The organism is Candidatus Delongbacteria bacterium, assembly GCA_041675285.1.
In the GTDB taxonomy this organism is placed as follows: domain Bacteria; phylum CAIWAD01; class CAIWAD01; order CAIWAD01; family CAIWAD01; genus CAIWAD01.
Genome location: JBAYTZ010000011.1, coordinates 24673 through 48263, shown reverse-complemented (window position 1 = coordinate 48263; position 23591 = coordinate 24673). Strand labels below are relative to the sequence as shown.

General features: G+C 70.4%; 16 protein-coding genes. All 16 read left to right on the top strand.

What is annotated here, in order from left to right:
- Window positions 1–23: 23 nt before the first annotated feature.
- The 16 genes from WC326_11405 (at window position 24) to WC326_11330 (ending at window position 23502) form a co-directional block, all read left to right on the top strand.
- Window positions 24–2456, top strand: a complete 2433-nt coding sequence (locus WC326_11405; GenBank protein MFA7331666.1) for a hypothetical protein — start codon at window positions 24–26, stop codon at window positions 2454–2456.
- 73 nt (window positions 2457–2529) lie between these two features.
- On the top strand, window positions 2530–3258 hold the full coding sequence (locus tag WC326_11400; protein ID MFA7331665.1) for an alpha/beta hydrolase: 729 nt from the start codon (window positions 2530–2532) through the stop codon (window positions 3256–3258).
- A gap of 92 nt (window positions 3259–3350) precedes the next feature.
- On the top strand, window positions 3351–4922 hold the full coding sequence (locus tag WC326_11395; protein ID MFA7331664.1) for a polysaccharide deacetylase family protein: 1572 nt from the start codon (window positions 3351–3353) through the stop codon (window positions 4920–4922).
- Window positions 4910–6064, top strand: a complete 1155-nt coding sequence (locus tag WC326_11390) for a glycosyltransferase (GenBank protein ID MFA7331663.1) — start codon at window positions 4910–4912, stop codon at window positions 6062–6064. The genes WC326_11395 and WC326_11390 overlap by 13 nt, the downstream gene beginning before the upstream one ends.
- 283 nt (window positions 6065–6347) lie before the next feature.
- Window positions 6348–7418: a glycosyltransferase gene (locus WC326_11385; GenBank protein MFA7331662.1), complete on the top strand. Its 1071-nt coding sequence runs from the start codon at window positions 6348–6350 to the stop codon at window positions 7416–7418.
- A 31-nt stretch (window positions 7419–7449) separates the two neighbouring features.
- Window positions 7450–8343 carry a bifunctional methylenetetrahydrofolate dehydrogenase/methenyltetrahydrofolate cyclohydrolase FolD gene (folD, locus tag WC326_11380; GenBank protein MFA7331661.1) on the top strand — a complete coding sequence of 298 codons (894 nt, stop codon included), beginning with the start codon at window positions 7450–7452 and terminating at the stop codon, window positions 8341–8343.
- Entirely contained in the window at window positions 8340–9329 is a 990-nt protein-coding gene (locus tag WC326_11375) for a D-alanine--D-alanine ligase (GenBank protein MFA7331660.1), read from the top strand. The genes folD and WC326_11375 overlap by 4 nt, the downstream gene beginning before the upstream one ends.
- A gap of 3 nt (window positions 9330–9332) precedes the next feature.
- Entirely contained in the window at window positions 9333–10604 is a 1272-nt protein-coding gene (locus WC326_11370) for a chorismate-binding protein (GenBank protein MFA7331659.1), read from the top strand.
- Window positions 10605–10817: 213 nt separating this feature from the next.
- Window positions 10818–12989: a hypothetical protein gene (locus tag WC326_11365; GenBank protein MFA7331658.1), complete on the top strand. Its 2172-nt coding sequence runs from the start codon at window positions 10818–10820 to the stop codon at window positions 12987–12989.
- A gap of 76 nt (window positions 12990–13065) precedes the next feature.
- Window positions 13066–15030, top strand: coding sequence for a T9SS type A sorting domain-containing protein (locus WC326_11360; protein MFA7331657.1), 1965 nt, complete (start codon window positions 13066–13068; stop codon window positions 15028–15030).
- Between the two features lie 66 nt (window positions 15031–15096).
- Entirely contained in the window at window positions 15097–16560 is a 1464-nt protein-coding gene (locus WC326_11355) for a hypothetical protein (protein ID MFA7331656.1), read from the top strand.
- Window positions 16561–16585: 25 nt separating this feature from the next.
- Window positions 16586–19384 (top strand): TonB-dependent receptor, encoded by a 2799-nt coding sequence (locus tag WC326_11350; protein ID MFA7331655.1) that lies wholly within the window; start codon window positions 16586–16588, stop codon window positions 19382–19384.
- Between the two features lie 35 nt (window positions 19385–19419).
- A complete protein-coding gene (locus WC326_11345) occupies window positions 19420–20406 on the top strand; it encodes a PorV/PorQ family protein (GenBank protein ID MFA7331654.1) in 987 nt (328 codons plus the stop codon).
- Between the two features lie 12 nt (window positions 20407–20418).
- Complete coding sequence (locus WC326_11340) at window positions 20419–21777, top strand: hypothetical protein (GenBank protein MFA7331653.1); 1359 nt, start codon at window positions 20419–20421, stop codon at window positions 21775–21777.
- A gap of 190 nt (window positions 21778–21967) precedes the next feature.
- Window positions 21968–22651, top strand: coding sequence for a hypothetical protein (locus WC326_11335; protein ID MFA7331652.1), 684 nt, complete (start codon window positions 21968–21970; stop codon window positions 22649–22651).
- Window positions 22648–23502 (top strand): TRAP transporter TatT component family protein, encoded by an 855-nt coding sequence (locus tag WC326_11330; protein MFA7331651.1) that lies wholly within the window; start codon window positions 22648–22650, stop codon window positions 23500–23502. The genes WC326_11335 and WC326_11330 overlap by 4 nt, the downstream gene beginning before the upstream one ends.
- Window positions 23503–23591 lie beyond the last annotated feature (89 nt).

Genomic DNA, 23591 nt, shown 5'->3' with positions numbered 1-23591 from the left:
GGTTCACACGTGAAAGGGGAACCATGAGTCTCCGCTCCAACCTTTCCCGTCCCGCCGGCCTGGTCCTGACCCTGGGCCTGCTGTGGCTGGGCGCGGCCCAGCCGGCCCTGGCCCGCTGGTCGCACTTCGCACCGGTGCAGGCGCCCATGACGCGCTCCCTGCGGCTGGAGTTCCTCGACCCCGAGGGCCTGGTGACGCCGGGCTCGGCCCTGCTCTACCTGGAGCTGGACGGGCGCTCCGTGGGCACGCTGGCCGCCAGCGAACTGGGGGCCGGGCGCGTGGTCTTCGAGGTGCCGGCCAACTTGCTGGAAGGCCAGGAACTGACCTACCGGGCCGAGATCCGCTCGGGCGAGGAGAACACCCAGCTGCCGGGCAGCGGCCAGTGGCGCGTGACCCTGGCGCCAGAGTCCGAACTGGCGCTGGTGAACCTGCTGAGCGACCTGGACGTGCCGCCGGGGGAGGAGACCCTGCTGGCCTTTTCCGCCGCCGACGAGTCCGTCGACCTGGCCGCCTCCACGCTCTGGATCGACGGCCAGCCCGCCCCGGGCGACCTGGAGGCCGACCCCTGGCTGGTCACCTGGCGCGGCCAGCTTCCCGCCGGGCCCCACGCCGTGGAGCTGCGCCTGAAGGATCGGCAGGGCCGCGAACTGCAGCCCCAGCGCCTGAACCTGACCGTGCTGGGCGCCGAGTCCGTGGCGATGGGCTACGAGGCCTCGGCTTGGGAAGAGTTCAACATGGACTTCCTGGATTCGCGCGGGGCTGGGCAGTGGCAGCGCTACCACGCCGGCCAGCTGCGCTTCCGCGCCTGGCGCGGGCGGGGCGAGGAGGCTTGGAACCTGAAGGGCCGCGTGCTGCTCTCCGGCCAGGACCTGGAGTCCGACGAGCTGCAGCCCCAGTCGCGCCTCAACCTGGACCTGACCCACAAGGGCCTGCTGCTGGGAGTGGGCGACCGCCAGCCCGAGTACAGCCCGCTGCTGCTCTCCGGCACGCGCGTGCGCGGCGGCGAGCTGGGGCTGGAGTTCCGCCAGTTCGGGCTGCGGGTGGTGGGCGGCCGCGCCCGGGAGGCCCGGGATCCGCTCTTCGGCGCGCCGGGCACGGTGGAATTCGCCGGCTCCTTCGCCCGCAACCTCTACAGCCTGGACCTGCGGATGGGCCGCCGGGGCGGCCTGCTGGAAGGCGGCCTGACCCTGCTCAAGGTCAAGGACGACGAGGCCAGCATCCGCGCCACGCCCCCCAGCAGCTGGGGCAGCGACAGCCTGGCCCGGGTGAGCCCCGAGGACAACCTGGGCCTGGGCGCGCGCCTGGACTTCAACGCCTTCCGCGGCCATTTCTCGGGCCGCAACCAGGTGGCCTTCGCCCTGCACAACACGGACATCTCCAGCGGCTCCTGGACGAAGGACGATCTGGAGACCCTGGGCGCCGGCGACCTGCCGGATCCCAGCTCCTTTGAGGACCTCATCGTCATCAACCAGTACTTCTCGCCGCTGGACCTGGCGGACGGCGACGTGCTGACGGCCACGGCGCTGACCTCCAACTGGCAGTGGAACGCGGGTCCCAACGACCTGCTGCTGGACTTCCGGCGCATCGGCGGCGCTTACCGCAGCCTGGGCAACAGCTTCCTCACCCCCGACCAGCAGGAGCTGCGGGTCACCGAGCGCGTGCGCCTGCTGCAGAACCAGCTCTACGTGGACCTGGGCGGCGGCCTGACCTCGGACAACCTGGACGGCCAGTACGACGAGACCGTGGGCACCACGGCCCGCAGCCTGTTCAACCTGGGTCTGGGCTGGTATCCCCGGGGCCGCGACCTCCAGCTGCGGCTGGGATTCGAGCAGCAGCAGGAGGCCAACGAGGCGCTGGAGATCCTGGCGGACGACGCGGATCCGGCCAGCGAGCTCAACGCCGCCAGCCAGCACATCGAGGGCGGCCTGCAGCAGATTCGCCTGGGGCTGTCGGGCTCGCTGGACTGGCTGAACCGGCGCCACCAGTGGTCGCTGAGCCTGCTGAACCAGGGCTACGGCGACGACGTGGGCCAAGTGCGGGACACGCTGAACGCCGTGCTGCGGCTGGATCGCAGCTACTCGTCGAACCAGCTGGGCCTGGGCTGGCAGGTGAACCTGGATCCGCGCTGGCGCCTGGACGCCGGCTTCTCCATCTACGGCAGCGACTACGATGACCGCGGCATGACGGACTACAGCTACTGGAACCTGCGCGGCGCCCTGGGTCGCGACTGGCTGGCGGGCCGGCTGAAGAGCGCACTGCGCGCCCAGTTCCAGGACGTCAGCAGCGAGACGGGCGGAGTGAGCGGCGCCTTCACGCGCCTGGACCTGGGCGGCGAGCTGGACTGGACCCTGCGCCAGGGCCTGGGGCTGGCCGGCCGCGTGGACTGGCAGAGCTGGGCGGGCGACCGGGAGGACAGCTTCCTCAAGGTCGTGCTGCGGCTGAGCCAGGACTTCTAGACCGGACCAACGTCAAGCTGGAGCGGGAATGCGCCGTCCCCCCGGGCGGCGCTTCCGTGGAAAGGACGGCGGCATGAAGCTGTTGAGTGATCGCGGGAGCGGGACGCCGCTGGTGCTGGTCTGCGCCCTGATGTGCGACGAGGAGCTGTTCGCCGGCCAGGCGGACCGGCTCTCGCGCCGCCGCCGGGTGATGATCTTCCAGTCCGAGGGCGAAGAGAGCCTGCGCGACGCCGCCGTGGAGCTGCTGTCCATGGTGGGCGCGCTGGGCCTGCGCAGCGTGGACCTGGGCGGCCTGTCCATGGGCGGTGCCGTCGCCCTGGAGGCGGCGAGCCGCTGCCCCAGCGCGGTCCGGCGCCTGCTGCTGCTGGGCACGCGGCACACGGCCGACGACGAGGACGGACGCGCCGCGCGCCTGGAGACGATCCGCCAACTGGAGGAGGGCCGGATGGAGCAGGTGCTGGAGAGCTTCCTGCCCAGCCTGCTCAGCGAACAGAGCCGGCGCGACCACGGCGAACGCGTGCGCCACATGTTCCGCCGGCTGGGCCCGGCCCTCTACGCCCGGCAACTGCGCACCCTGCTCACGCGCCGCGATCAGAGCGGGACGCTGGCCGCCTTCCAGGGGCCCCTGCTCTGTCTCACGGGCGCCCAGGACAGCCTGACCCCGCCGGATCTCCAACGCCGGATGGCGGCCCTGGCCCCGCGCGGACAGTGGGGCGTGATCCCGGGCAACGTGGGCCACCTCTCCACCCTGGAGGCCCCCCAGGCCGCCCTGCGCGAGATCGAGACCTTCCTGGCGGACTGACGGTCCGCCCGCTGCGCCGCCGGTTCTGCCCGGCCCCCAGGGCGCGACCCGGCAGCGGCGCCATCGGCGCCTGCCGAATCCTACTTTTCGCCATGCTCGAACCACGTCCAGCCAGTGTCGGAGTCCTGACCAGCGGTCCCCTGCCGCCGGAGCTCCGCGCCGGGCTCACCTTCCTGGAATCCGCCCTGGGCGTGCCCGTGCGGATCCTGGCGCCGGACGAGCCGCTGTCCGAGCGTCTGCTGGTGCTGGGGCCTGTTCCCTGCGGCCTGGACCTGACCGAGGTCCGGCTGGTGCTGCACGCGCCCCGGCCCGCCGCCCTCCCGCAACCGCGTCGGGAGTGGATCGAGCCCGGGCCGCTCCCTGTCTTTGGCGAACTGGAACGCTATCCGGACAGCGACGACCTGCCCTGGCACTACCTGGGCGGCGGCACGCCCGTCAGCTGGGCCAGCCGGGGCCGCCAGACCCTGTTCCGGCTGGGTTTCGACGTGCTGGGTCCGCTCGGCTGGAGCCTGGCCCGCGCCGCGGAGCGCGGCCCGGCCGCCGCGGCCTGGCGCAACGCGCGGGTGGACGAGTTGCCCTCCGAGGAGAAGGCCCTGGCGCTGACGCCCTGGGTGGACCGGCTGGTGCTGCTGCTGGCCCGGCTGCTGGACCTGGAGGAGCGCGCCGGCGGCCCCGTCGCCGAGGAGCGCTGGCCGGGCGGCGCGCGCTGGGCCGTGGCCCTCAGCCACGACGTGGACATGCTCTTCAAGTGGCGCTTCCGCAGCGTCCTGCGCCTGTTGCTGGAGACGCCGCCCCGGGCGTTGGGCGGCGACCTGCCAGGCCTGGCCCGGCGCTGGCGCGAGCTGCTGCAGCGCCTGCGCGGGGGGCGCGACCCCTGGTTCCTGGTGGACGAACTGCTGGACCTGGAGGAGCGCCGCGGCCTGCACTCCACCCTGCTCTTCCTGGCCGAACCCCGCGACCACCAGACCTTCCGCTACCATCTGGACCGTGCCCAGGTGCGCGGACTGCTGCTGCGCCTGCGCCAACGCGGATTCGAGACTGCCCTGCACGGCGGCTGGAGCAGCCACCGCTCCGCTGAGCGCCTGCGCGTCCAGCGCCAGCGTCTGGAAAGCCTGAGCGGCCAGAGTTCGCCTGTCACACGCCAGCACTGGTTGCGTTTCGACGTGGAGCGGACCTGGGAGGCCCAGGAGCGCGCCGGCTTCCTCGTGGACAGCAGCCTGGGCTTCAACGACCGGCCGGGCTTCCGCGCGGGCACCAGCCTGCCCTTCCATCCCACGGCGGCCGACGGCGCCCCGCGGCGCCTCCTGGAGCTGCCGCTGGTCCTGATGGACAGCCAGCTCTTCGACGAGCAGGGACTGGAGCTTCCCGCCGCCGCGCGCCTGGCCCAGGACGCGCTCGAGCAGGTGCGCCGGGTGCGCGGTCTGCTCACCCTCAACTGGCATCCGCACACCCTTTGCCGGGCGGATTTCCCCGGGCGGCGCGAGCTCTTCGAGGAGCTGCTGGGCGTGCTGGCGCGCCGGGACTGCTGGACGGCCTCGCTGGGCGATGTGTCCGCCTACTGGCTGGAGCGCGAGGCCCGGCTGGCGGCCCGGGGCCTGGCGGGAAGAGCCGACGCGCCCCGGGAGCGGCCGGCCGGACGGGAGAGCCAGCCGTGCGTGTGCTGATCGGCCTGCTCTCCGAACTCAGCCACGAGCGGCGTCAGGAGCGCATGGTGGACGCGCTGGAGCGGGCCGGCCACCAGGTCGCCGTCACCTGGGTGGACAACGGCAGTTCGCCGCGCTCGGCCTTCTGGCGGGACCGGACCCTGCACCGGCTGGAGAATCCACGCGCCGGCCGGCGCAAGGCCTACTTCCTGCGCTTCATGCACTGGTTCCACGGGCTGATCCTGCGCGAGCGCCCGGACTGCGTGCTGGCGGTGGATCCGCCCGCCCTGCTGCCCGCGCGCCTGGCCCGGCTGCGGCGCGAGTTCCGCCTGCTCTACGACGCCCGCGAGTACTACTGCGAGCTGCCCACCATCCGCGAGCGTCCGGCCGTGCGCGCCTTCTGGAACGCCGCCGAGGGCTGGGGCATGCGGCGCGCCGACGCCTCGTGGGCCGTCTGCGGGAGCATCGCCCGGGCCCTGGAACACGACCACCGCGTGGCGGGCGTGGGCGTGGTGCGCAACCTGCCCGTTCGCAGTTTCCAGCCGCGCGCCCCCGAGCGGCGGGACGCCCTGCGCGCGCTGCTGCCCGGCTTGGACGCAGGGCCCGTGGTGGTTTACGCCGGGGGCTTCTGGCCCGGCTATGACTTCCGTCCCCTGCAGGAGGCGCTGGGCCGCCTGCCCGGGGTGCAACTGGTCCTGCTGGGCGAGGGCCCGGAGCTGGAGACGCACCGGCGGCACGCGGCCGGGCTGGCCTGGGGCGGCCGCCTGCACTTTCCCGGCAAGGTCGCGCCGGAGCGGCTGGACGCCCTGTTGCGCGGAGCGGACGCGGGCGTGGTGCTGGTGCCGGATCTGGGGCTCTCCTACCGCTACCTGCTGCCCAACAAATTGTTCGAGTACATCCAGGCCGGCCTGCCGGTGCTGGCCTCGCCCTTGCCCGAGCTGGCCGCGGTGGTGCTGGGGCGCGGCGTGGGGCGCTGCGCCGATCCCGCGGATCCGCAGGCCATCGCCACGCGCCTGGCGGAGCTGCTGGATCCGGAGCGCGCGGTGGGCTGGCAGGTGGCGCTGGGCGCGGCGGCGGCGGAACTCTGCTGGGAACGGGAGGAGGCGCGCTTCCTGGCACTGGTGGAAGGCCGGGAGGTCCGGAGCGGCGTGACGCGCGGCTGAGGCGCCCCAAGGGCTGGACAGGGTGGGCCCGCGGCGCCGGCGAGCCGGCGAGAAGCCAGACGGGGTGGACGGTCGCGCGGGGGACCGGCAGTTGGCGGGGGGATACGGGGATCAATCCGGCGGGGGCGAGGTTCCCCGGGCGGGTGGGGGGCGGTGGGAGGGCCCACTGTCCATTTTCAGCAATCAGAACAACTGCGCCGTCCGCGCCTGCGCCGCCCGGGAAACTGGCGATCCGCGCCGGGCCCGGCCTGCCGACGAGCGCCCGCTTCAGGAACCGCTGCCCGTGGACTACAGCGTCATCATCCCCTCCTACAACGACGGGCCGCGCCTGGCGCGCTGTCTGGATTCCCTGTGCCGCCTGACGGCGCCCGCCGGATCCTGGGAGGTGGTGGTGGCCCTGGACGGCTCCACCGACGGCAGCCGCGAACTGCTGGAGCGCGGCCGACGCTGCGACGCGGGCGGCGCCACCGGCCTGGCGGGCGGGCTGGACTCCCTCGTGGCCGCCGGCGCCTGGAGCGCCCTGCCCCTGCGCGTGGTGGATCTGCCGGAGAACCGCGGGCGCAGCGCAGCGCGCAACGCGGCGCTGGCCGTGGCCACCGGCCGCTGGCTCTGCTTCCTGGACGCCGACCTGCGCGTGGCCCCGGACTGGCTGCGCGCTCTGGCCGACTGCGCCAGGGATCCGGAGGTGGTGGCGGTGGGCGAGATGGTCTACGAGGCCCGGCCCGACGAGGAGCCCGGCGCGGCCCTGCTGGCGGGCGAGCCCGGCGCGGAGGCCGAGCGGCGGGCCGCCCTGCGACGCTACCAGCGCTACCTGGAGACCCGCGGTCCCTGGAAGTACCGCGAGCAGGCGGCCATGCCGGCGCGCTACTTCTACACCTGCAACTCCTGTGTCCACCGGAGCCTGCTGGAAGCCGCGGGTCCCTTCGACGAGCGCCTGCGCGGCTGGGGCGGCGAGGACATCGACATGGGCCTGAAGCTGGAGGCCGCCGGCGGCCGGCTGGTCTACTGCCGCCGGGCCCGCGCCTTGCACGCCCAGGAGCGCTCCTTCGCCCGCCACTGCCAAAATCTGGAGAGCCTGGGCCGGGAGGGGCTGGCCCTGCTGGTGGAGCGCCATCCCGCCTTGCTGGGACTGCTGCAGCTGGATCGACTGCTGCCCGCGCGGCTGGGCGGGCGGCCGCTGCCCGCGCTGATCCTCGCCCGGGCCCTGGGCCTGCAGCGCCTGCTGGTGTGGCTGGAGGCGCTGGGCCTGCCCTTTCCCGAGCGCCTTTACGACCTGACGGTCTTCCTGCACTACGCGGGCGGGTACCGGGAGCGCGCGCTGGGGCGGACTCGGCTTCCACTGTCGACTTCATGATCTTGCGGGCAACAAGCAGCGGGAGAGAACCATGATCACCCTGATCGACGGCAAGGCCCTGGCGGAGGAGTTGCGCGGCGAGGTCGGCCTGGAGGCCGCCGCCCTGTCGCAGCGTCACGGCCGGGCCCCGGGACTGGCCGCCGTGCTGGTGGGCGAGGACGCGGCCAGCCAGGTCTACGTGCGCAGCAAGCACAAGGCCTGCCAAGTGGCCGGCCTGCACAGCGAGGTCTTCCGCCTGCCCGGCGATTGCCCGCGCGAGCGCCTGTTGGCGCTGGTGGACCTGCTCAACGCCGATCCGGCCTTTGACGGCATCCTCGTGCAGCTGCCGCTGCCCAGCCACTTGAACGAGCAGGAGGTGTTGGAGCGCATCCGCCCGGACAAGGACGTGGACGGCTTCCATCCCATCAACGTCGGCCGCGTGCTGGCCGGGCTGCCCGGAGCCTTCGCCCCGGCCACGCCCGCGGGCATCGTGGAGCTGCTGCGACGCTCGGGCATTTCCACGGCGGGCGCGCACGTGGTGGTGCTGGGGCGCTCCAACATCGTGGGCAAGCCGCTGGCCAGCCTGATGATGCAGAAGGGCGAGGGCGCCGACGCCACGGTCACGGTCTGCCACAGCCGCAGCCGGGACCTGGCCGAGCACTGCCGGCGCGCGGACATCCTGGTGGCGGCCATCGGCCGCGCGCGCTTCGTCAGCGCGGACATGGTGAAAGAGGGGGCCGTGGTGGTGGACGTGGGCATCAACCGCATCGAGGATCCCGCCGCGCCCAAGGGCAGCCGGCTGGTGGGGGACGTGGATTTCGACGCCGTGGCGCCGCGCTGCCGGGCCATCACGCCCGTGCCGGGCGGCGTGGGTCCCATGACCATCGCCATGCTCTTGAAGAACACCGTGGAAAGCGCCCGGCGCCGGCTGGAGGGCCCGCGATGAAGCCGCGCCTCCTGCTGCTGCTGGGCGGCGAGTCCGGCGAGCGCGACGTCTCTCTGGCCAGCGGCCGGGCCTGTGCCCGGGCCCTGGCGGAATTGGGCCATCCCCTGCGCTTGCTGGATCCCCTCTTCCCTGGGGCCGTGCACGCGCTGGAGGACTTCCCCTTCGGCGCGGGTCCGGGGGAGGAGAGCCCGGATCTGAATTCGCTGGGTGCCGCGCGCGTGGCCGCGCTGGTGGCCAGCCTGCGCGCCGAGGCCCCGGAGCTGGTCTTCAACTGCCTGCACGGCGGCTTCGGCGAGGACGGCCGGCTGGCCGGGCTCTGCGAGCTGCTGGAGATTCCCCTGACATCCAGCCCCAGCCTGGCCTCGGCCCTGGCCATGGACAAGGAGCGCACGCGCTTCTGGCTGTCGGCCCTGGGGATTCCCGTGGCGGCGGGCCGGCTGGTGCCGCGGGGCGCAAACCCGGCGGATCTGCCCGCAGGCGTCCTGGTGGTGAAACCCAACCGGATGGGTTCCAGCGTGGGCGTCAGCATCGTCGAAGAGCGCGCGGAGCTGAAGCGGGCGCTGGAGCAGGTGTTCGAGCTGGGCGACGACGCGTTGGTGGAAGCCTACATCCCCGGCCGGGAACTCACCGTCGCCTGGCTGGACGGCGAAGCCCTGCCCCCGGTGGAGATCCGGCCCCGGGACGGCGGCTGGTACGACTACCGGCGCAAGTATTCGGGCGGCACGGACTACCTCTGCCCGGCGGAGCTGGATCCCCGGCTGGTCACCCGGCTGGCGGACTGGACCCGGCGCCTCAACGCCAGCCTGGGCTGCCGGGGCGCCACGCGCACGGACTGGCGCCTCGATCCGGCGGGCGAGGCCTTCTGCCTGGAGATCAACATCACGCCGGGCATGACGGACAAGAGCCTGGTACCCAAGGCCGCCGCCGCACGGGGCTGGGACTTTCCCGAATTGCTGACGCGCATGGTCGCCGCGGCTCTGCGCTAGCCCATGACCCGCGCACGGCCCGATCTGCTCGGCGCCCTCTGGGCCCGGCACCTGGCTTCGCCCCTGCCGCGCGCCTGGCTGGGACCCTTCGGCGGATTCGCCCGGCGCGCCTGCCGGCCCCTGGAGCGCGTGCTGCTGGACGGCCCGCCTGGGGCGCCCCGCCTGCGACACTGGGCCCAGGGCCGTTGGAAGCTTAGGACGGCGGATCCCCTGGACCTGGTGGAGGAACGGGCCCGCGCCCTGGGCCTGCCGGGCCTGGGCTGGGTGGCCTACGAATACGCCCACTTGCTGGAGGACTTCCCCGCCGTCGCGGGGGCGCCGTCCCGCTGGCCCCTGCTGGCCTTCACCTTTTTCCAGGAGCAGGAGGACCTGCCCCTGGCAGGCCTGCCGCCGGCGGAGTGGAGGGCGCCCGTCGCGCCGGCCCGGACGCGGAGCCGCGGGCTGGAGGCCGAGCGCCCGCCGGCGGAGTTCCGGCGGGGCGTGGCGCGCATCCGGCGCTGGATCGAGGCCGGCGACTGTTACCAGGTCAACCTCGTGCAGGCCTTCCACGCGCCGCTGGCCACGCGGGACGCGCCCTGGCTCTTCGCCCGGCTGCGGGCTGGCGACGCCGGGGTTGCGGGCTACCAGGCCTTGTTCGAGGAGCGTGGGCGGGCCCTGGTCTGCGATTCCCCCGAACTGTTTCTGGAACGTCAGGGCGAGCACCTGCGGGCCCAGCCCATCAAGGGCACCGTCGCCCTGCCCGCGGGTCCGCTGCGCGAGGCCCGGCGCCGGGCGGCCGCCTGGCTGCTGGCCTCGGAGAAGGATCGGGCCGAACTGGCGATGATCGTGGACCTGCTGCGCAACGACCTGAGCCGGGTCTGCCGGCCGGGCAGCGTGCAGGTGGGCCCCTGGCCCGCGATCCTGGCCCTGCCCAGCCTGCTCCACACCTGCGCGCGGATCCGCGGCCGGCTGCGGCCCGGCCAGGGGCTGGCGCAGATCTTCCGCGCCGCCTTTCCCAGCGGCAGCATCACGGGCTGCCCGCGCCTGCGGGCCATGGAGCGCATCACCCAATTGGAATCTGCGCCCCGCGGACCCTGCCTGGGGGCGTTGGGGCGCGTGGAGCCGACCGGGGATTTCCTGTTCAACGTGGCCATCCGGACGGCTCTGCTGGAGGGCGGGCAGCTGCGCCTGCTGGCCGGCGGCGGGATCACGTGCGATTCCCGGCCAGCCGCCGAGGAGGCGGAGAGCCGGCTCAAGGCCGAACGCTTCCGCCAGGTGTTGGCCGGTCCGGGCTGAGCCGAACCGCCGATCTGCGCGGAGCGGTCGGGTTCGGCGCGGCGGATTCCGCGGCTGGGAGCCCCAATGGCGCCACCCGGCGCCTCGCTCCGCGGGACTCCTCATGCTACATTCATGACCCTTTCGCACCCTGTTTTAACAAGTGGAAGGCCACGCCCCCCGGACGAGGGTCGCCCGGGCCGCTGCTCCACCCTTTGGGGACTGACGCCGCACATGAAGAGAAGCCTCGCTCTACTGGGCATCCTGGGTTGCGCCCTGGTCATTCACGGCGCGGACGACTACACCAAGTACACGTCCGTGGGCGAGTTGGGCCTGACCATCACCAACTTCGGCGTGATCGGCCACGGCTACAACATCGAGGGCCAGCCCTCCTGCCTCTACAAACAGTACTCCAGCTTGGATTTCGAACAGGTGGAGCACTTCTCCTACGGCGGCCTTTGGGTGGGCGGCAAAGTGGACGGGGAGGCCCGCGTCTCCACCTCGGTGATGGACGGCACCTTCGGCGGCGAAGGCTGGGAGTGGAACAACACGACGGCCACGGGCGACACGGTGCGGATCCGTTCGACCTTCACCGACAGCGAGTACTTCAGCGGTCAGGCCATCAGCCACCAGGACTTCCTGATCAGCTTCACGGACACCAGCCGTGTGGTGCCGTCCACGGGCGAGGAGATCACCAACCACAACCCGCTGGGCCTGCGCGTGGACCTGAACACCCACGCCTGGAACTACAGCTACGCCGACGCCTTCGTCATCCTCGACCTGACCATCACCAACATCAGCGGGGAGATGGACCCCGCCGGGACGGGCTGGACCATCGACAGCCTGCGCGTGGGCTACTGGATCGACGAGGCGGTAGGCAACTTCAACCTGACCAACTACTACGCGCCCGGCCGGGGCGGCTGGTCCTGGTACGACAACCTGGCGGGCGTGGTGCTGACCGACGAGCCCAGTCCGGCCCAGGGCGACAGCATCTGGATGGCCGTGGGCTACGACGCCGACGGCGACAACGGCTACAGCGAGAGCATCCTGGGCTGCCGCTTCCTGGGCGGCTCCGGCCCCCACGTGGCGGACCCCCGCACCATCCGGCCCGCGGCCACCAGCTGGGAGTGGAACACTTCGGGCAACCCCGACTGGCCGCTCAACACGCCGGCCAACGACGCCGAACGCTTCCAGGCCCTGCAGGAGCGGGCGAATCTGGCCGACGCCAGCTTTCCCTACGGCACGGAGAACACAGGCAGCTGGATGATGCTCGCCGGCGCCGGGAGCTTCGGCCACCTGTTGCCGGGGGAGAGCTGCAACGCCGTGTTCGCCATCGCCTGCGGCAGCCGGGACTTCCTGGCCAGCCCGGTGAGCCCCGACGATCCGCTGAGCGGCCTGAAGAACCTGCAGACCATGGCCCAGCCGCTGGTGGCCAACACCACCTGGGCGCGCATCGCCTGGGACGGCGAGGACAAGAACCGCAACGGCCAACTGGACGGGGAAGAGGACCTGGACGCCGACGGCGTGCTGGACCGCTACCTGCTGCCCAATCCGCCTCCCGGCCCGGCCCTGGCCGTGGTGGCCGGCGAGCGGGAGATGACCCTCTACTGGCGCAATGATCCCGAGCACTTCGTGGACCCGATCCTGGGCGTGGCGGACTTCGAGGGCTACCGCATCTACAGCAGCCTGCGCACCCCGGGAGCCGGCGGCACGCGCACGCTGGTGGCCCAGTTCGACATCGAGAACGAGATCTGGCCCAACACGGGGCTGGCGGACATCGGCGTGCGCCACGCGCTGGGCGTGGACGCGGATTCCGTCGAGGTGGAGGGGCGCTGGTACCACTACGCCTTCCGGCTGGAGAACCTGCCCAGCGGACGGCCCGAGGGCAACTGGGTGGCGGTCTCCTCCTACGACCACGGCCTGCCGGAGAACAACCTGCCCAGCCTGGAATCGGACGTCAAGGAGAACTGGTCCTTCGTCTTTCCGGGCGGCCTGGCGGACCTGCCCGGCGACGGCGTGGACCTGAAGCCCGGCGTCTATCCCAATCCCTACCGCGGCCGCGCCAGCTGGGACGGCAGTGGTCCCTACGAGCGCGTGCTCTGGTTCACGCACCTGCCGGCGCGCTGCACGGTGAGCATCTTCACCCTGGCCGGGGACTTCGTGGACTCCTTCGAACATGACGCCGCCACCTACCAGGGTGAGGATGTGGAGCTGATCCGCAACGTGCTCCAGCAGGTGAACGGCGCCAGCGGCGCGGACGCGCCCTTCGTGTTCAGCGGCGGCGAGCACGCCTGGGACCTGGTGAGCCGCCACGACCAGGCCATCGCCACCGGCCTCTACCTGTTCTCGGTGGAGGACAAGGCCACGGGAAAAACTGAGATCGGCAAGTTCGCCGTGATCAAATAGCGCGACGACCCTGTCGGTCGACGCCTGCCCTGAAACAAAAGAGCCGCCCGAAGCGGCCTATCCCAAGGAGGACCAGATGAAGTCCTGGATTTTCGCGCTCCTGTTGCTGGCGGGCTCGGTGTTCGCCTACGAGGAGCTGAGCATCAGCCAGCTGCAGATGCCCGGTGCCTTCGGCCCCGACAGCTCGGGCCATTGCGGGGACACGGTGACGGTGGTGGGCGTGGCGCTCTCCTCGTCCGAACACTTCTATTCGGGCAGCCACTCCAGCTTCTACCTGATCGACACGCTGGGCGTGGAGTACGGCGGCGTGCTGGTCTATCACCCCGACCCCGACATGTTCGACGTCTTCGTGGGCGACCTGCTGCGCATCACGGGCGTGGTGAGCGAGTACCGCACCACCGACGCCAACGGCGTGGCCAACATGACCGAACTCATCCCGCTGGATCCCTCCGTCTACGTGGAGGTGCTGGGGTACGAGCACGCGCTGCCGGAGCCGGTCTTCGTGGACATGTGGTACCTGGACCGCGTTCGGCACAACGAACACGTAGGCGAGATCTACGAGAGCATGCTGGTGGAGATCCACGACGCCGTGGTGGTGGACATCAGCGCGCCGCCTTCCTACCGCCAGTTCACCGTGGCCGATCCCGAGGGCAACCGGGCGATCATCCGCACAGCCGCCGCGGGCCTCAGCGACTACGGGCGCCCGCCGCTGGGCTCCACGTTCGAGCTGATCAAGGGCGTGATCTACCACGTCTACGGGCAGTACAACGTCATGCCCCGCGACATCGCGGACCTGGTCCTGGCCGTGGGCCCGCCCATCATCAGCGGCACGACCATCGGCCCCTGCGGTGTCACGCCCAGCGACCTGGTGCACATCACGGCCAACCTGTCGGATGACACGGCCATCGACGAGGCCTTCGTCTACTTCCGCGTCAACGGCGGCGCCTGGACCGAGTATCCGCTGACGCGCGACCTCTCCAACCCCGTGCTGTTCACGTCCGACCTGCCCGCCCAGCCCGAAGGCTCGCTGGTGGAGGTCTACTACCACGCCCTGGACGACGAGGGCAACGTGAGCCGGCATCCGGCGGAAGGCCCCGACGCCGCCGCCTTCCCGCAGATCTACGTGACGGGCGTCGCGCCCACCACCTGCGCCCAGGTCCAGGGCGAGACCTATCCCGATGGCGCCAGCCACTTCCAGTGCCACGAGGCCACGCTGACGGGTACCATCACCTTCGGCTACACGGACTTCGGCTTCACGCCCGAGGACACCTACCGCAACTACATCCTGGCCGAGGATGTGGGCGTCAACCACGCCATGTACCTCTACAACAACAACAGCCACCCGGTCTTCATGGCCCAGCTGGAGCGCGGGGACCGGATCACCCTCACGGGGACCATCACCGAGTACAACGGCTTGACGGAGCTCTCCAACATCAGCGCCTACACGCTGGAGTCGTCGGGCAACGTCGAGTCCCTCGCCCAGGTCAGCCTGGCCACCATCCTGGCGGCGCCCGAGGGCTGGGAGAGCGTGCTGGTGGAATTGGCGGACATCGCCGTGGTGGACAGCGTGGGCTTCGGCGAGTGGCTGGTGCAGGACGGTCAGGGCAATCAGATCATCCTGGACAACCTGGGGATCTGGGACGTGGCCCTGCACGCCGGATCGCAGATGGACGCCCTGCGCGGCATGATCACCTACAACTTCGGCGCATGGAAGATCGCCCCGCGCGACAACGCCGACTTCGTCAACCTGGACGGCGTGGGGCCGGTGGAGCAGCCGCTGGACTTCCAGCTGACGGCCGCCGTGCCCAATCCCTTCAACCCTGCCACGAGCATCGAGTACAGCCTGGGTCGGGCCACCAACCTGCGCCTGAGCGTGTACAACGTGGTCGGGCAGGAAGTGGCCGTGCTGGTGGACGGCCAGCAGGCGGCGGGCCGGCATACGGCCCTCTTGGATGGCGCGGGCCTGGCCAGCGGACTCTACATCGCCCGGCTGGAGGCGGAGGGCCGCTCCGACGAACTCAAGCTCCTGTTGGTGAAGTAATTCGAACGGGTGCGTAGGGACACGATGCATCGTGTCCCTACCCCCTTCATTGCTGACGAGGATTCCATGGCCCGCTGGACCCTGCTGCTCCTGATCCCCCTGGTCGTCTGGCTGGGCTGCGAGCCCCGCGAGGGGGACGACAGCCGACTGGACAACCGTCCGCCCCAGACCCACCTCTCCGTGGGCTACTTCCGCGCGGATTCCTCCCAGGTGGATACCCTGGGCCTCAGCACCTCGCGCGTGGGCCTGTCCTGGTGGGGCGAGGACGCCGACGGCTGGATCGACCACTACCTCTACCGCTGGTCCACGGAGGTGGACAGCGCGGGGAACCCCGTCTGGCACAGCACCGAGGCCGAGAGCGACACCTTCGTCGTCCTGCTCACCCAGGAACTGATGACCGTGCGCTTCGAGATCGTGGCCGTGGACAACGAGGGCAGCGTGGACCCCACCCCGGCGGTCACCGTCTTCCCGGCCTACAACCAGAAGCCGCGGCTGGACTGGGTGGCCATGAGCCAGGAGCTGCTCTCCGGCACCGCCCTGGACACCTGCTGGACCTTCGGCTACAACACCTTCCACTTCAACGTGTGGGACCTGGACGGCAACGAGACCATCACGCGCGTCCTCTGGGCCCTGGACGACACCAGCAGCTGGACCGAGCTGCCCCTGGGCCTGAACAGCATCCCGCTGACCCCCGAGCAGCTCACCCCCGGCGGGCACAAGGTCTTCGTCAAGGCCCAGGACATCGCCCAGGCCTGGAGCCAGACCCTCAGTTATCCGCGGCCCCAGGACACGCTTTCTGACGGGCGCGCCCAGGTCTGGGCCGTCAAGCCCACCGTGGGCAGCCTGCTGGTGGTCTTCGACGACCCGGCCGAGGAAGCCCTCGGCGTGCCGGACATCAAGACCGGGCTGGCGGGGATGGGCTTCCAGGAGCACGAGGACTACACCTTCTGGCTGGCCACGGACTGGCTGCCCTACGACGAGCAGGACTTCCAGTCGATCATCGAGGACTTCTCGATGGTCTTCTGGTTCAGCTGGAAGAACACCCAGAACGAGACTGCCTGCGACAACCTGAACCTCTTCATGGCCCGGGGCGGCCGCGTGCTGATGAGCACGTCGGACCTGGGGCGCCGCTCCAGTTCGGGGGGCACCTACCTGTTCGACGGGATCTGCGTGCCCGTGGACAGCTTGACCGACGAGCGCGACCGCATCCTGCCCAGCCACCCCCTGCTGCCCTCGCCGGGCTTCGAGCACTACCCGGTGCTGCACATGCGCGAGGCGGTCTCCTTCATGAGCCCGGGAAGCGAATATCCGCGCTTCGGCTTCCGGCCCGACAGTTCGGCGGTGGAATCCTACTACGTGCCGGAGACCGCCGGCCCGCCCCTGCGCCCGCGCGCCGCGCTGGCGGCCCGCCAAGCCGCCGACGGCCGGCCGGAGAAGGCCAAGCAACTCTACTTCAGCGTGCCGCTGCACAAGGCGGACAACCTGGACAGCCTCTTCCGGGTGGTGATCGATGAAGAATTCAACTGGTAGGCCCGCGATGAACCTGGAGCACCGCATGCAGCCCGATCGCACCGCCCGACGCCGGACCGGCTGGGGGGCCCCGCTCCTCTGCCTCCTGCTGCTGCTCTGTGTCACGGCCTCCGCCTGGGCGGAAGGCCGCGTGCGCGGCCGGGTGTCGGACAAGGACACGGGCGAGCCGCTGGCGGGCGTCAACGTGCTCGTGCAGGGCACCTACCGCGGCGCGGCCACGGACCTGGAGGGCCAGTTCGTCATCATGGGGATCAAGCCCGGGATGGTGGACCTGGAGTTCAGCAGCGTGGGCTACAAGACCGTGCTGACCACCGGCGTGATGGTGGTGGACGGCCTGGTCAAGGAGCAGAACGTCGCCCTGGAGAGGAGCTTCCTCAAGGGCGAGGACGTGGTGATCATCGGCAAGAAGCCGCTCTACGCGGTGGACAACACCTCCTCGTCCAGCAACGTGGACCTGGAGGCCATCCAGACGCAGGTGGTGGAAACCATCGTGGACGTGGTCAGCCAGCAGGCGGGCGTCTCAAAGTCCGACAACGAGGTCCATATCCGCGGCGGGCGCGCCGACGAGAACCTCTACATCATCGACGGGCTGTCGGTGAAGGACCCCGTCTCCGGCCAGGGCACGGGCGTCTTCCTCTCCGCCGAGGCGGTCAAGAACGTGGAAGTGATCACGGGCGGCTTCAACGCCGAGTACGGCGAGGCCATGAGTGGCGTGATCAACGTGGAGACGCGCGAGGGCGACGACGAGTTCTTCGGCTCCATGTCCTGGAAGCGCGACAACCTGGGCCTCGATCTGCCCACGGACAACCAGAACCAGGACGTCATTGAGGCCAGCATGGGCGGACCGCTGCCCTCCTTGGGCCTGCCCGGCAGCCTGGCCTGGTTCTTCAACGGCTACGGCTCCTTCGGCGACACGCACCTGCCCCACGCCCGCGAGCTGCAGCCCTACCAGGACTGGATGGAGCGCTTCGCCCTGCGTGAGGACAACAACGTCTCGGCGCTGGGCAAGCTCACCTGGCGGCCCAAGCCCACGCGCAAACTGACGGGCTCGCTGGGGCGCAGCCTCCAGCTCAACCAGGGCTACTTCACCACGCTGGTGGAGGACAAGCGCTTCTATCCCTACGAGTACCAGCAGAACCTGGACCGCTACAACACCTTCAGCCAGGAGTCGCGCCAGGGCGGGCTGAACTGGAAGGAGACCCTGAGCGAGCGCTCCTTCTTCGACCTCTACTACGGCTTCGTGTTCATCAACCAGCACTCCGACGCGGGCAAGCACTGGACCGAGTACGAGCGCCCGCTGGACATCGATCCCACCTGGTACCTGCAGAACCCCGACGGCTCGATCACCATCTACCAGGGCGACGGTTTCTGGGATTCGGGCGACACGGACTACTGGCACGACCATAGCGTGCTGACCCACTCCCTCAAGGGCGCGCTCACCAGCAACCTGGGCGACCACGAGCTGAAGTCGGGTTTCGAGATCGAGAACAGCGAGATGCAGCTGCTGCACGTGGTGGATCCCTGGCTGGGCACCGCGGACGCCCCCGGCGGCGCCTTCGATTTGTATCACGCCTGGACCACGGCGGGCGCGCTCTACGCCCAGGACAAGATCACCTACAAGGGCATGAACGCGAACCTGGGCCTGCGGCTGGACTTCTGGCGCCCGGGCAGCTACGTGGAGCGGGCCGTGGAAGATTCGGCCACCGCCGTCATGACCAAGGCCGGCCGCGAGCTCTTCCACGACGAGACCTTCGGCTTCCTGGGCGGGCGCTGGAAGGCCCAGCTCAGCCCGCGCCTGGGCATCAGCCACCCGGTCACCGACAACGACATGCTGTTCTTCAGCTACGGGCACTTCAGCCAGCGGCCCAAGTACGCCTACGTCTACGCCAAGCTGAAGACCACGGACAAGTCCAAGTCCTCGCTCTACGGCAACCCCAACCTCAACCCCACCACCACGGTGGCCTACGAGGTGGGGCTGAAGCACAAGTTCAACTCCAACAGCGTGCTGCAGGTGACGGCGTTCTACAAGGACATGTTCAACTACGTGACGGCCTTCTCGGTGAACAGCAACCACCCGCGCTACGGGAGCATCAGCTACACGCAGTACTGGAACATCGACTACGCGCGCAGCCGCGGGCTGGAGCTCTCCTGGCGGCACCGCTTCGAGGAGTACTGGAGCTTCAACTGGAACCTCTCCTACAGTGTGCTGACCGGCAAGAGCAGCTCGCCGGCGGAGAACCTGCTGAACGAGGCCCGGGCGGGCAGCCGCGACGAGGACCTGAGCGAGAGCTACCTGCGCTGGGACAAGCCGCTGGCCACCAGTTTCGACCTAAGCCTCTACGTGGACAAGGGCCAGGGCCCGCGGCTGGGCAATTTCCAACTGCCCGATCGCTGGGGCGCCAACCTGCGCCTCGAGCTCGAGAGCGGCCAGCGCTACACGCCGCAGTACATCGACGTGGGCGACGTGAACAACCCGCAGGACGACGAACCCCGCGACCGCGAGGCCAAACCCAACACCGAGCTGACCCCCATGACCACGCTGGTGGACGGCCGCCTCTGGAAGGACTTCAAGCTGGGCGGCCGCAGCCTGCGCGTGTTCTGCGAGGTGGAGAACCTGTTCAACTTCAAGAGCCCGGCCTCCTCGAGCTGGATCAATCCGCTCACCGGCGAGGTCTGGGAAGACGGGGATCCCTTCGTGGCCAACAACCGCGTCTACTACGCGTGGTCCAGCGAGCTGACCCGCGACCGCGTGCGCCCGCCGGGCACACCGGCGCGCTACAAGGAGCCGCGCCAGGTGATGTTCGGCGTGTCGGTGCAGTTCTGATGAAGGCCCGGAATCCCAAGCAAGACGGGACACCCATGAAAGTCGCCTTTGTGATGCTGGGCCTGCTGCCCCTGCTGGCGCCCGCCCTGCGGGCCCAGGAGCTGGTGCACAACTTCGGCGAGGAACGGGCCGCCACCACCGTGCTCAACTTCCTCAAGATCGGCGTGGGCGCGCGGGCCGAGGGGATGGCCCAGGCCTTCGTGGGCGTGGCGGACGACGCCAGCGCGCTCTACTGGAACCCGGCGGGCATCAGTTCGCTCAAGGGCAACCACGTGGCCCTGCACCACCTGGAGTGGCCCGCGGATATCGACTACACCTGGCTCGGCTACACGCGCGAACTCAACCCCAACTTGCATGTGGGCCTGGCCTACGGTCAGCTGGCCACCGACGAGATGGCCGTCACCACGGAAGATCACCCCGACGGAGACGGCCGCAGTTTCTACTTCACCGACCAGTTCCTCCAGGCCACCGGGGCCTTCCAGCTGACCAACCAGTTCAGCTGCGGCGTCAGCGTGCGCTACGTGCGCGAGGACATCGCCGAAGTGACCATGGACGGCCTGCTGCTGGACGTGGGCACGCACTACCGCACGGGCTGGAAGGATCTGGCCGTGGCCGTCTCGCTGGTCAACTTCGGCGGGCAGTTCACGCCCGAGGGCAGCTGGACGCCCGCGGAGGCCGATGCGCGCGCCCGGGGCTACGAGGACTTCTCGGCGCCCACGATCTTCCGGCTGGGCAGCTCCATGCACCTGCTGCAGATCGAGGACCATTCCCTGCTGGGCGCTTTGCAGATCAACCACCCGGTGGACAACAGCGAGAGCTACGACCTGGGCTTCGAGTACGACTGGCGCCACGCCACCTTTCTGCGAGCCGGCTGGAAGTTCAACGGCGGCCAGGAGAGTTGGACCGCGGGCGCGGGTCTGTCCTTCGAGCACTGGGGACTGGGCGTGCGCCTGGACATCAGCTACAGCGAGTTCGGCTTGCTCAACAACAGCCGGCGGCTCTCCACCCAGTTCGATTGGTAGAGGATGCCTTTCATGAGCGCTGACCACATGCGTTGCCCCGTCCGCTTGGCGGGCTTGACGATTCTGGCTGTGATCCTGCTGGGTTGCAGCGTGGACCGCTACCCCCTGCCCAGCGTGGCGGGCGTGGCGGAAACGGGCTTCGGGGCCGGGGACTCCAGCTACCTGATCCTCAACCGCCAGATCGAACTACCCGCCGGCGCGGAGCCCGCGGACCTGTTCATCGACGACGACGGCCACGTCTACGTGGCGGAGTCGGGCAGCGGACGGATCAGCGTCTGGGACCAGGCCCTGACGGAACTGGACACTCCCGGGCTGGAGGGCTTCCAGCTGCCGGGCGTGAAGAGCGTGGCCGTGGGGCCGGAACAACTGCTCTTCGCCGTGGCCGGGGACTCCAGCCTCTGGGCGCTGAACCTGCAAGCCGGGCGCGAGACCCTGACGTGGGGCCTGCGCCGGGCCTACGGCGTCAACCAGCGCACGGGCGCCGCGGACACGCTGGAGGCCGACGAGCTGGCCGCCGCCATCGCCGACCGCAGTCTGCGGGACTGGGAATTCAGCTGGGTGGACAGCCTCGACCTGCAGAGCGCCGAGCTCCAGGCCCAGTTGCAGCCGCGCGTCATCTGGACCGGCTCCGCCTCCACGCGCCTGGACGGCGTGGCCAAGGGTCGGGCGGGCAAGCGCGAGGTCTTCCTGGCCAACAACAACGTCTCCGGCGGCAACCGGATCAACCGGCTGCGCCTGCAGCCTACGGCCGTGCTGTTCACGGCCAACCCGGACGTGCCGGTGGTCTACCTCTACGACGTGCAGGCGGGCTCGCTGGAAGTGGTGGCCTACTCCGGCACGGGCGTGGGGACGGTGGATCAGGTGCTCTCGCTGGACGCCGACGCCGCGGGCAGCCTCTACCTGACCCAGGCCGCGCCGCGTGAGGGCTACTGGAAGGCCCAGCGCCTGACCGTGGAGGAGTTCGCCGGGCTGGACTACTGGTCCTTCGACTTCAGCCTGCAGGGCCGCAGCCTGATGGCGCCCGGGCAGTTCCAGGAGGCGCGCGACATGGCCTACACGGCCACGGGCCTGTTCGTGCTGGACCGCCGCGCGGCCACGGGAGCGGGTGCGGACACCACGGACACGCACCGCGTGCAGGTCTTCAAGCGCAGCGGGGATTTCCTGCTGCCCCTGGGGGCGCGCAAAGTGCAGGTGACGCCCGAGGAGAAGGTCTGGGTCTACGACCAGTTCGAGGATCCGCGGGCCGTGGCCGTTTACGGCAACCGGAGCGAGCGCGCGGGCAACGAGGACGAGATCGTCTTCGTGGCGGACGGAGACCGGATCAAGCTCTTCATGCTCTCGGTCTCCACGGACGCCCTGCCCGCCCAGTAGGCGGATGGGCGCTTGGACAGTGGTGCGGCCGGGGCGGGTGTCCGGGAGCCTGCCGTCCAGCTGGGCGGACGCTGGGGTCTGTACCCCCCAAGTTCCGGCCTTTGTACGGGATCCTTTTAAGACTCTCCGAGTGCCCCGGGTGGGTGGGGGGTGGTGGGAGGGACGACCCAGTTTCAATAAACGGAACATCATGCACCTCATGCTTGCTTTGATCCAGCGCCGCTGGACCCACGTGGCCAGTCTGCTGGGCGCCCTGTGCCTGCTCTCCTGCGCGTCCCATTTCCCCGCCGGCACGGCGGGCGGCCTGCCCTTCACCAATCCGCTGGACAGCCTGTTCCTCTCACCCGTGGCCGCCGGCCAGGGCGGCAACTTCAGCATGGATCGCAAGCTGGACAAGAGTCGGGGCCAGGCGGAGGACTATCTGCGCGTCTGGCAGAGCTTCCTGGCCGAGGAGTGCCAGCGCCGGGGCCTCGTCCTCATTCTGCCGCTGCGCACGGACAGCCTTGCCCGCAGCAGCTTCCGCTGCCCGTTGGACGCCGCGGCCTGGCGGCGCCTGTACGGCGTCGAGCCTGGCGACGACAGCCGCGTGCTGGAGGTGAAGTCCCTGCGGCTGCAGGCCGTCACGCGCAACTGGTTCCAGCGCCTGCTCTTCGGGCTCAACCTGATGGACGAGAGCGACCGCGAGTTCGGCTGGGTGGAGCTGGACTACGAGGTCTACGACCTGGAACTGGAGGAGGGCAGCGGCCGGCGCCTGCTGGTCAGCCGCGAACCGGACACGCCCTGGATCTCCGGCATGATGGACCGGGCGGGCCGCTTGATGATGAAGGCCGCCCGCGATCTGGCCCGCGAAGTGGACACGAGGCGCACCCCATGAAGCGATCCCTGTTGATCCTGGCCCTGCTGCTGGCGGGCGTGGCCGGCAGCGGCTGCTCCGTCCGGCGACTGGCCGTGAACGGCGTCACCCCCGCGCTGGACCAGTTCGTGGACGCGCTCTACGCCGAGCCCGATCCCGCCCTGGCCCGCACCGCCTTCGAGACCGACCTGCACCTGCTGCAGGGGCTGCGCCGCACGCACGACAAGCCGCGGCTGGCCGAGCTGGAGGCCATGGCGCTGACGGGCTACGGGCTGGTGTTCTGGGAAGGGCAGGACAACGAACGCGCCGGCGCGCTCTACCTGCGGGCCCGGGACGTGGGTCTGCAGCTGCTGGGCCAGGACGTGTTCGCCCTGGACGAGGAAACGTTTCAGAGCTGGCTGGCGCAGCGCAAGCCCGCCGATCTGCCCGCCCTGTTCTGGACCGCCTTTCCTTACGGCGCCTGGATGAATCTCAACCTGGATTCCCAGGAGGCCCTCTTCACCCTGCCCCGGGTGGAGGCCATGGTGACCCGCGGGCTGGAGCTGGACGAGAGCTATTTCTTCGGGGCCGGGCACCTGTTCCTGGGGGCCCTGGCCTGCACGCGGCCGCGCTTCGTGGGCGGGGATCCCGAAGCCGGGCTGGAGCGCTTCCAGGCCGCCGCCCGGCTGACGGGGCCGGATTTCCTGTTGCCCAAGCTCTTCGAGGCCCGCCACTACTGCCCGGCCACGCTGGATGAGGCGCGTTTCGACGAAATCCTGACCGCCGCCCGGGAGCGCCGGGCCGAGCTGCTGCGGCATCCCCAGGCCCTGCTCAACGCCTGGTGCCTGCGCCAGCTGGACTCGCTGGACGCCCACCGGGAAGACCTCTTCTAACCCCGGTCCCCGACAGGCTGTCGTCGCCGCCGCCGCCCCGCGGAAGGCCCGCCACATTCCTACCTTGGGCCATCAAGTCGAGGACCTTC

Coding starts and splice junctions, on each gene's coding strand:
- WC326_11405 (MFA7331666.1), top strand. CDS start 24: ATGAGTCTCCGCTCCAACCTTTCCCGTCCCGCCGGCCTGGTCCTGACC.
- WC326_11400 (MFA7331665.1), top strand. CDS start 2,530: ATGAAGCTGTTGAGTGATCGCGGGAGCGGGACGCCGCTGGTGCTGGTC.
- WC326_11395 (MFA7331664.1), top strand. CDS start 3,351: ATGCTCGAACCACGTCCAGCCAGTGTCGGAGTCCTGACCAGCGGTCCC.
- folD (MFA7331661.1), top strand. CDS start 7,450: ATGATCACCCTGATCGACGGCAAGGCCCTGGCGGAGGAGTTGCGCGGC.
- WC326_11375 (MFA7331660.1), top strand. CDS start 8,340: ATGAAGCCGCGCCTCCTGCTGCTGCTGGGCGGCGAGTCCGGCGAGCGC.
- WC326_11370 (MFA7331659.1), top strand. CDS start 9,333: ATGACCCGCGCACGGCCCGATCTGCTCGGCGCCCTCTGGGCCCGGCAC.
- WC326_11365 (MFA7331658.1), top strand. CDS start 10,818: ATGAAGAGAAGCCTCGCTCTACTGGGCATCCTGGGTTGCGCCCTGGTC.
- WC326_11360 (MFA7331657.1), top strand. CDS start 13,066: ATGAAGTCCTGGATTTTCGCGCTCCTGTTGCTGGCGGGCTCGGTGTTC.
- WC326_11355 (MFA7331656.1), top strand. CDS start 15,097: ATGGCCCGCTGGACCCTGCTGCTCCTGATCCCCCTGGTCGTCTGGCTG.
- WC326_11350 (MFA7331655.1), top strand. CDS start 16,586: ATGCAGCCCGATCGCACCGCCCGACGCCGGACCGGCTGGGGGGCCCCG.
- WC326_11345 (MFA7331654.1), top strand. CDS start 19,420: ATGAAAGTCGCCTTTGTGATGCTGGGCCTGCTGCCCCTGCTGGCGCCC.
- WC326_11340 (MFA7331653.1), top strand. CDS start 20,419: ATGAGCGCTGACCACATGCGTTGCCCCGTCCGCTTGGCGGGCTTGACG.
- WC326_11335 (MFA7331652.1), top strand. CDS start 21,968: ATGCACCTCATGCTTGCTTTGATCCAGCGCCGCTGGACCCACGTGGCC.
- WC326_11330 (MFA7331651.1), top strand. CDS start 22,648: ATGAAGCGATCCCTGTTGATCCTGGCCCTGCTGCTGGCGGGCGTGGCC.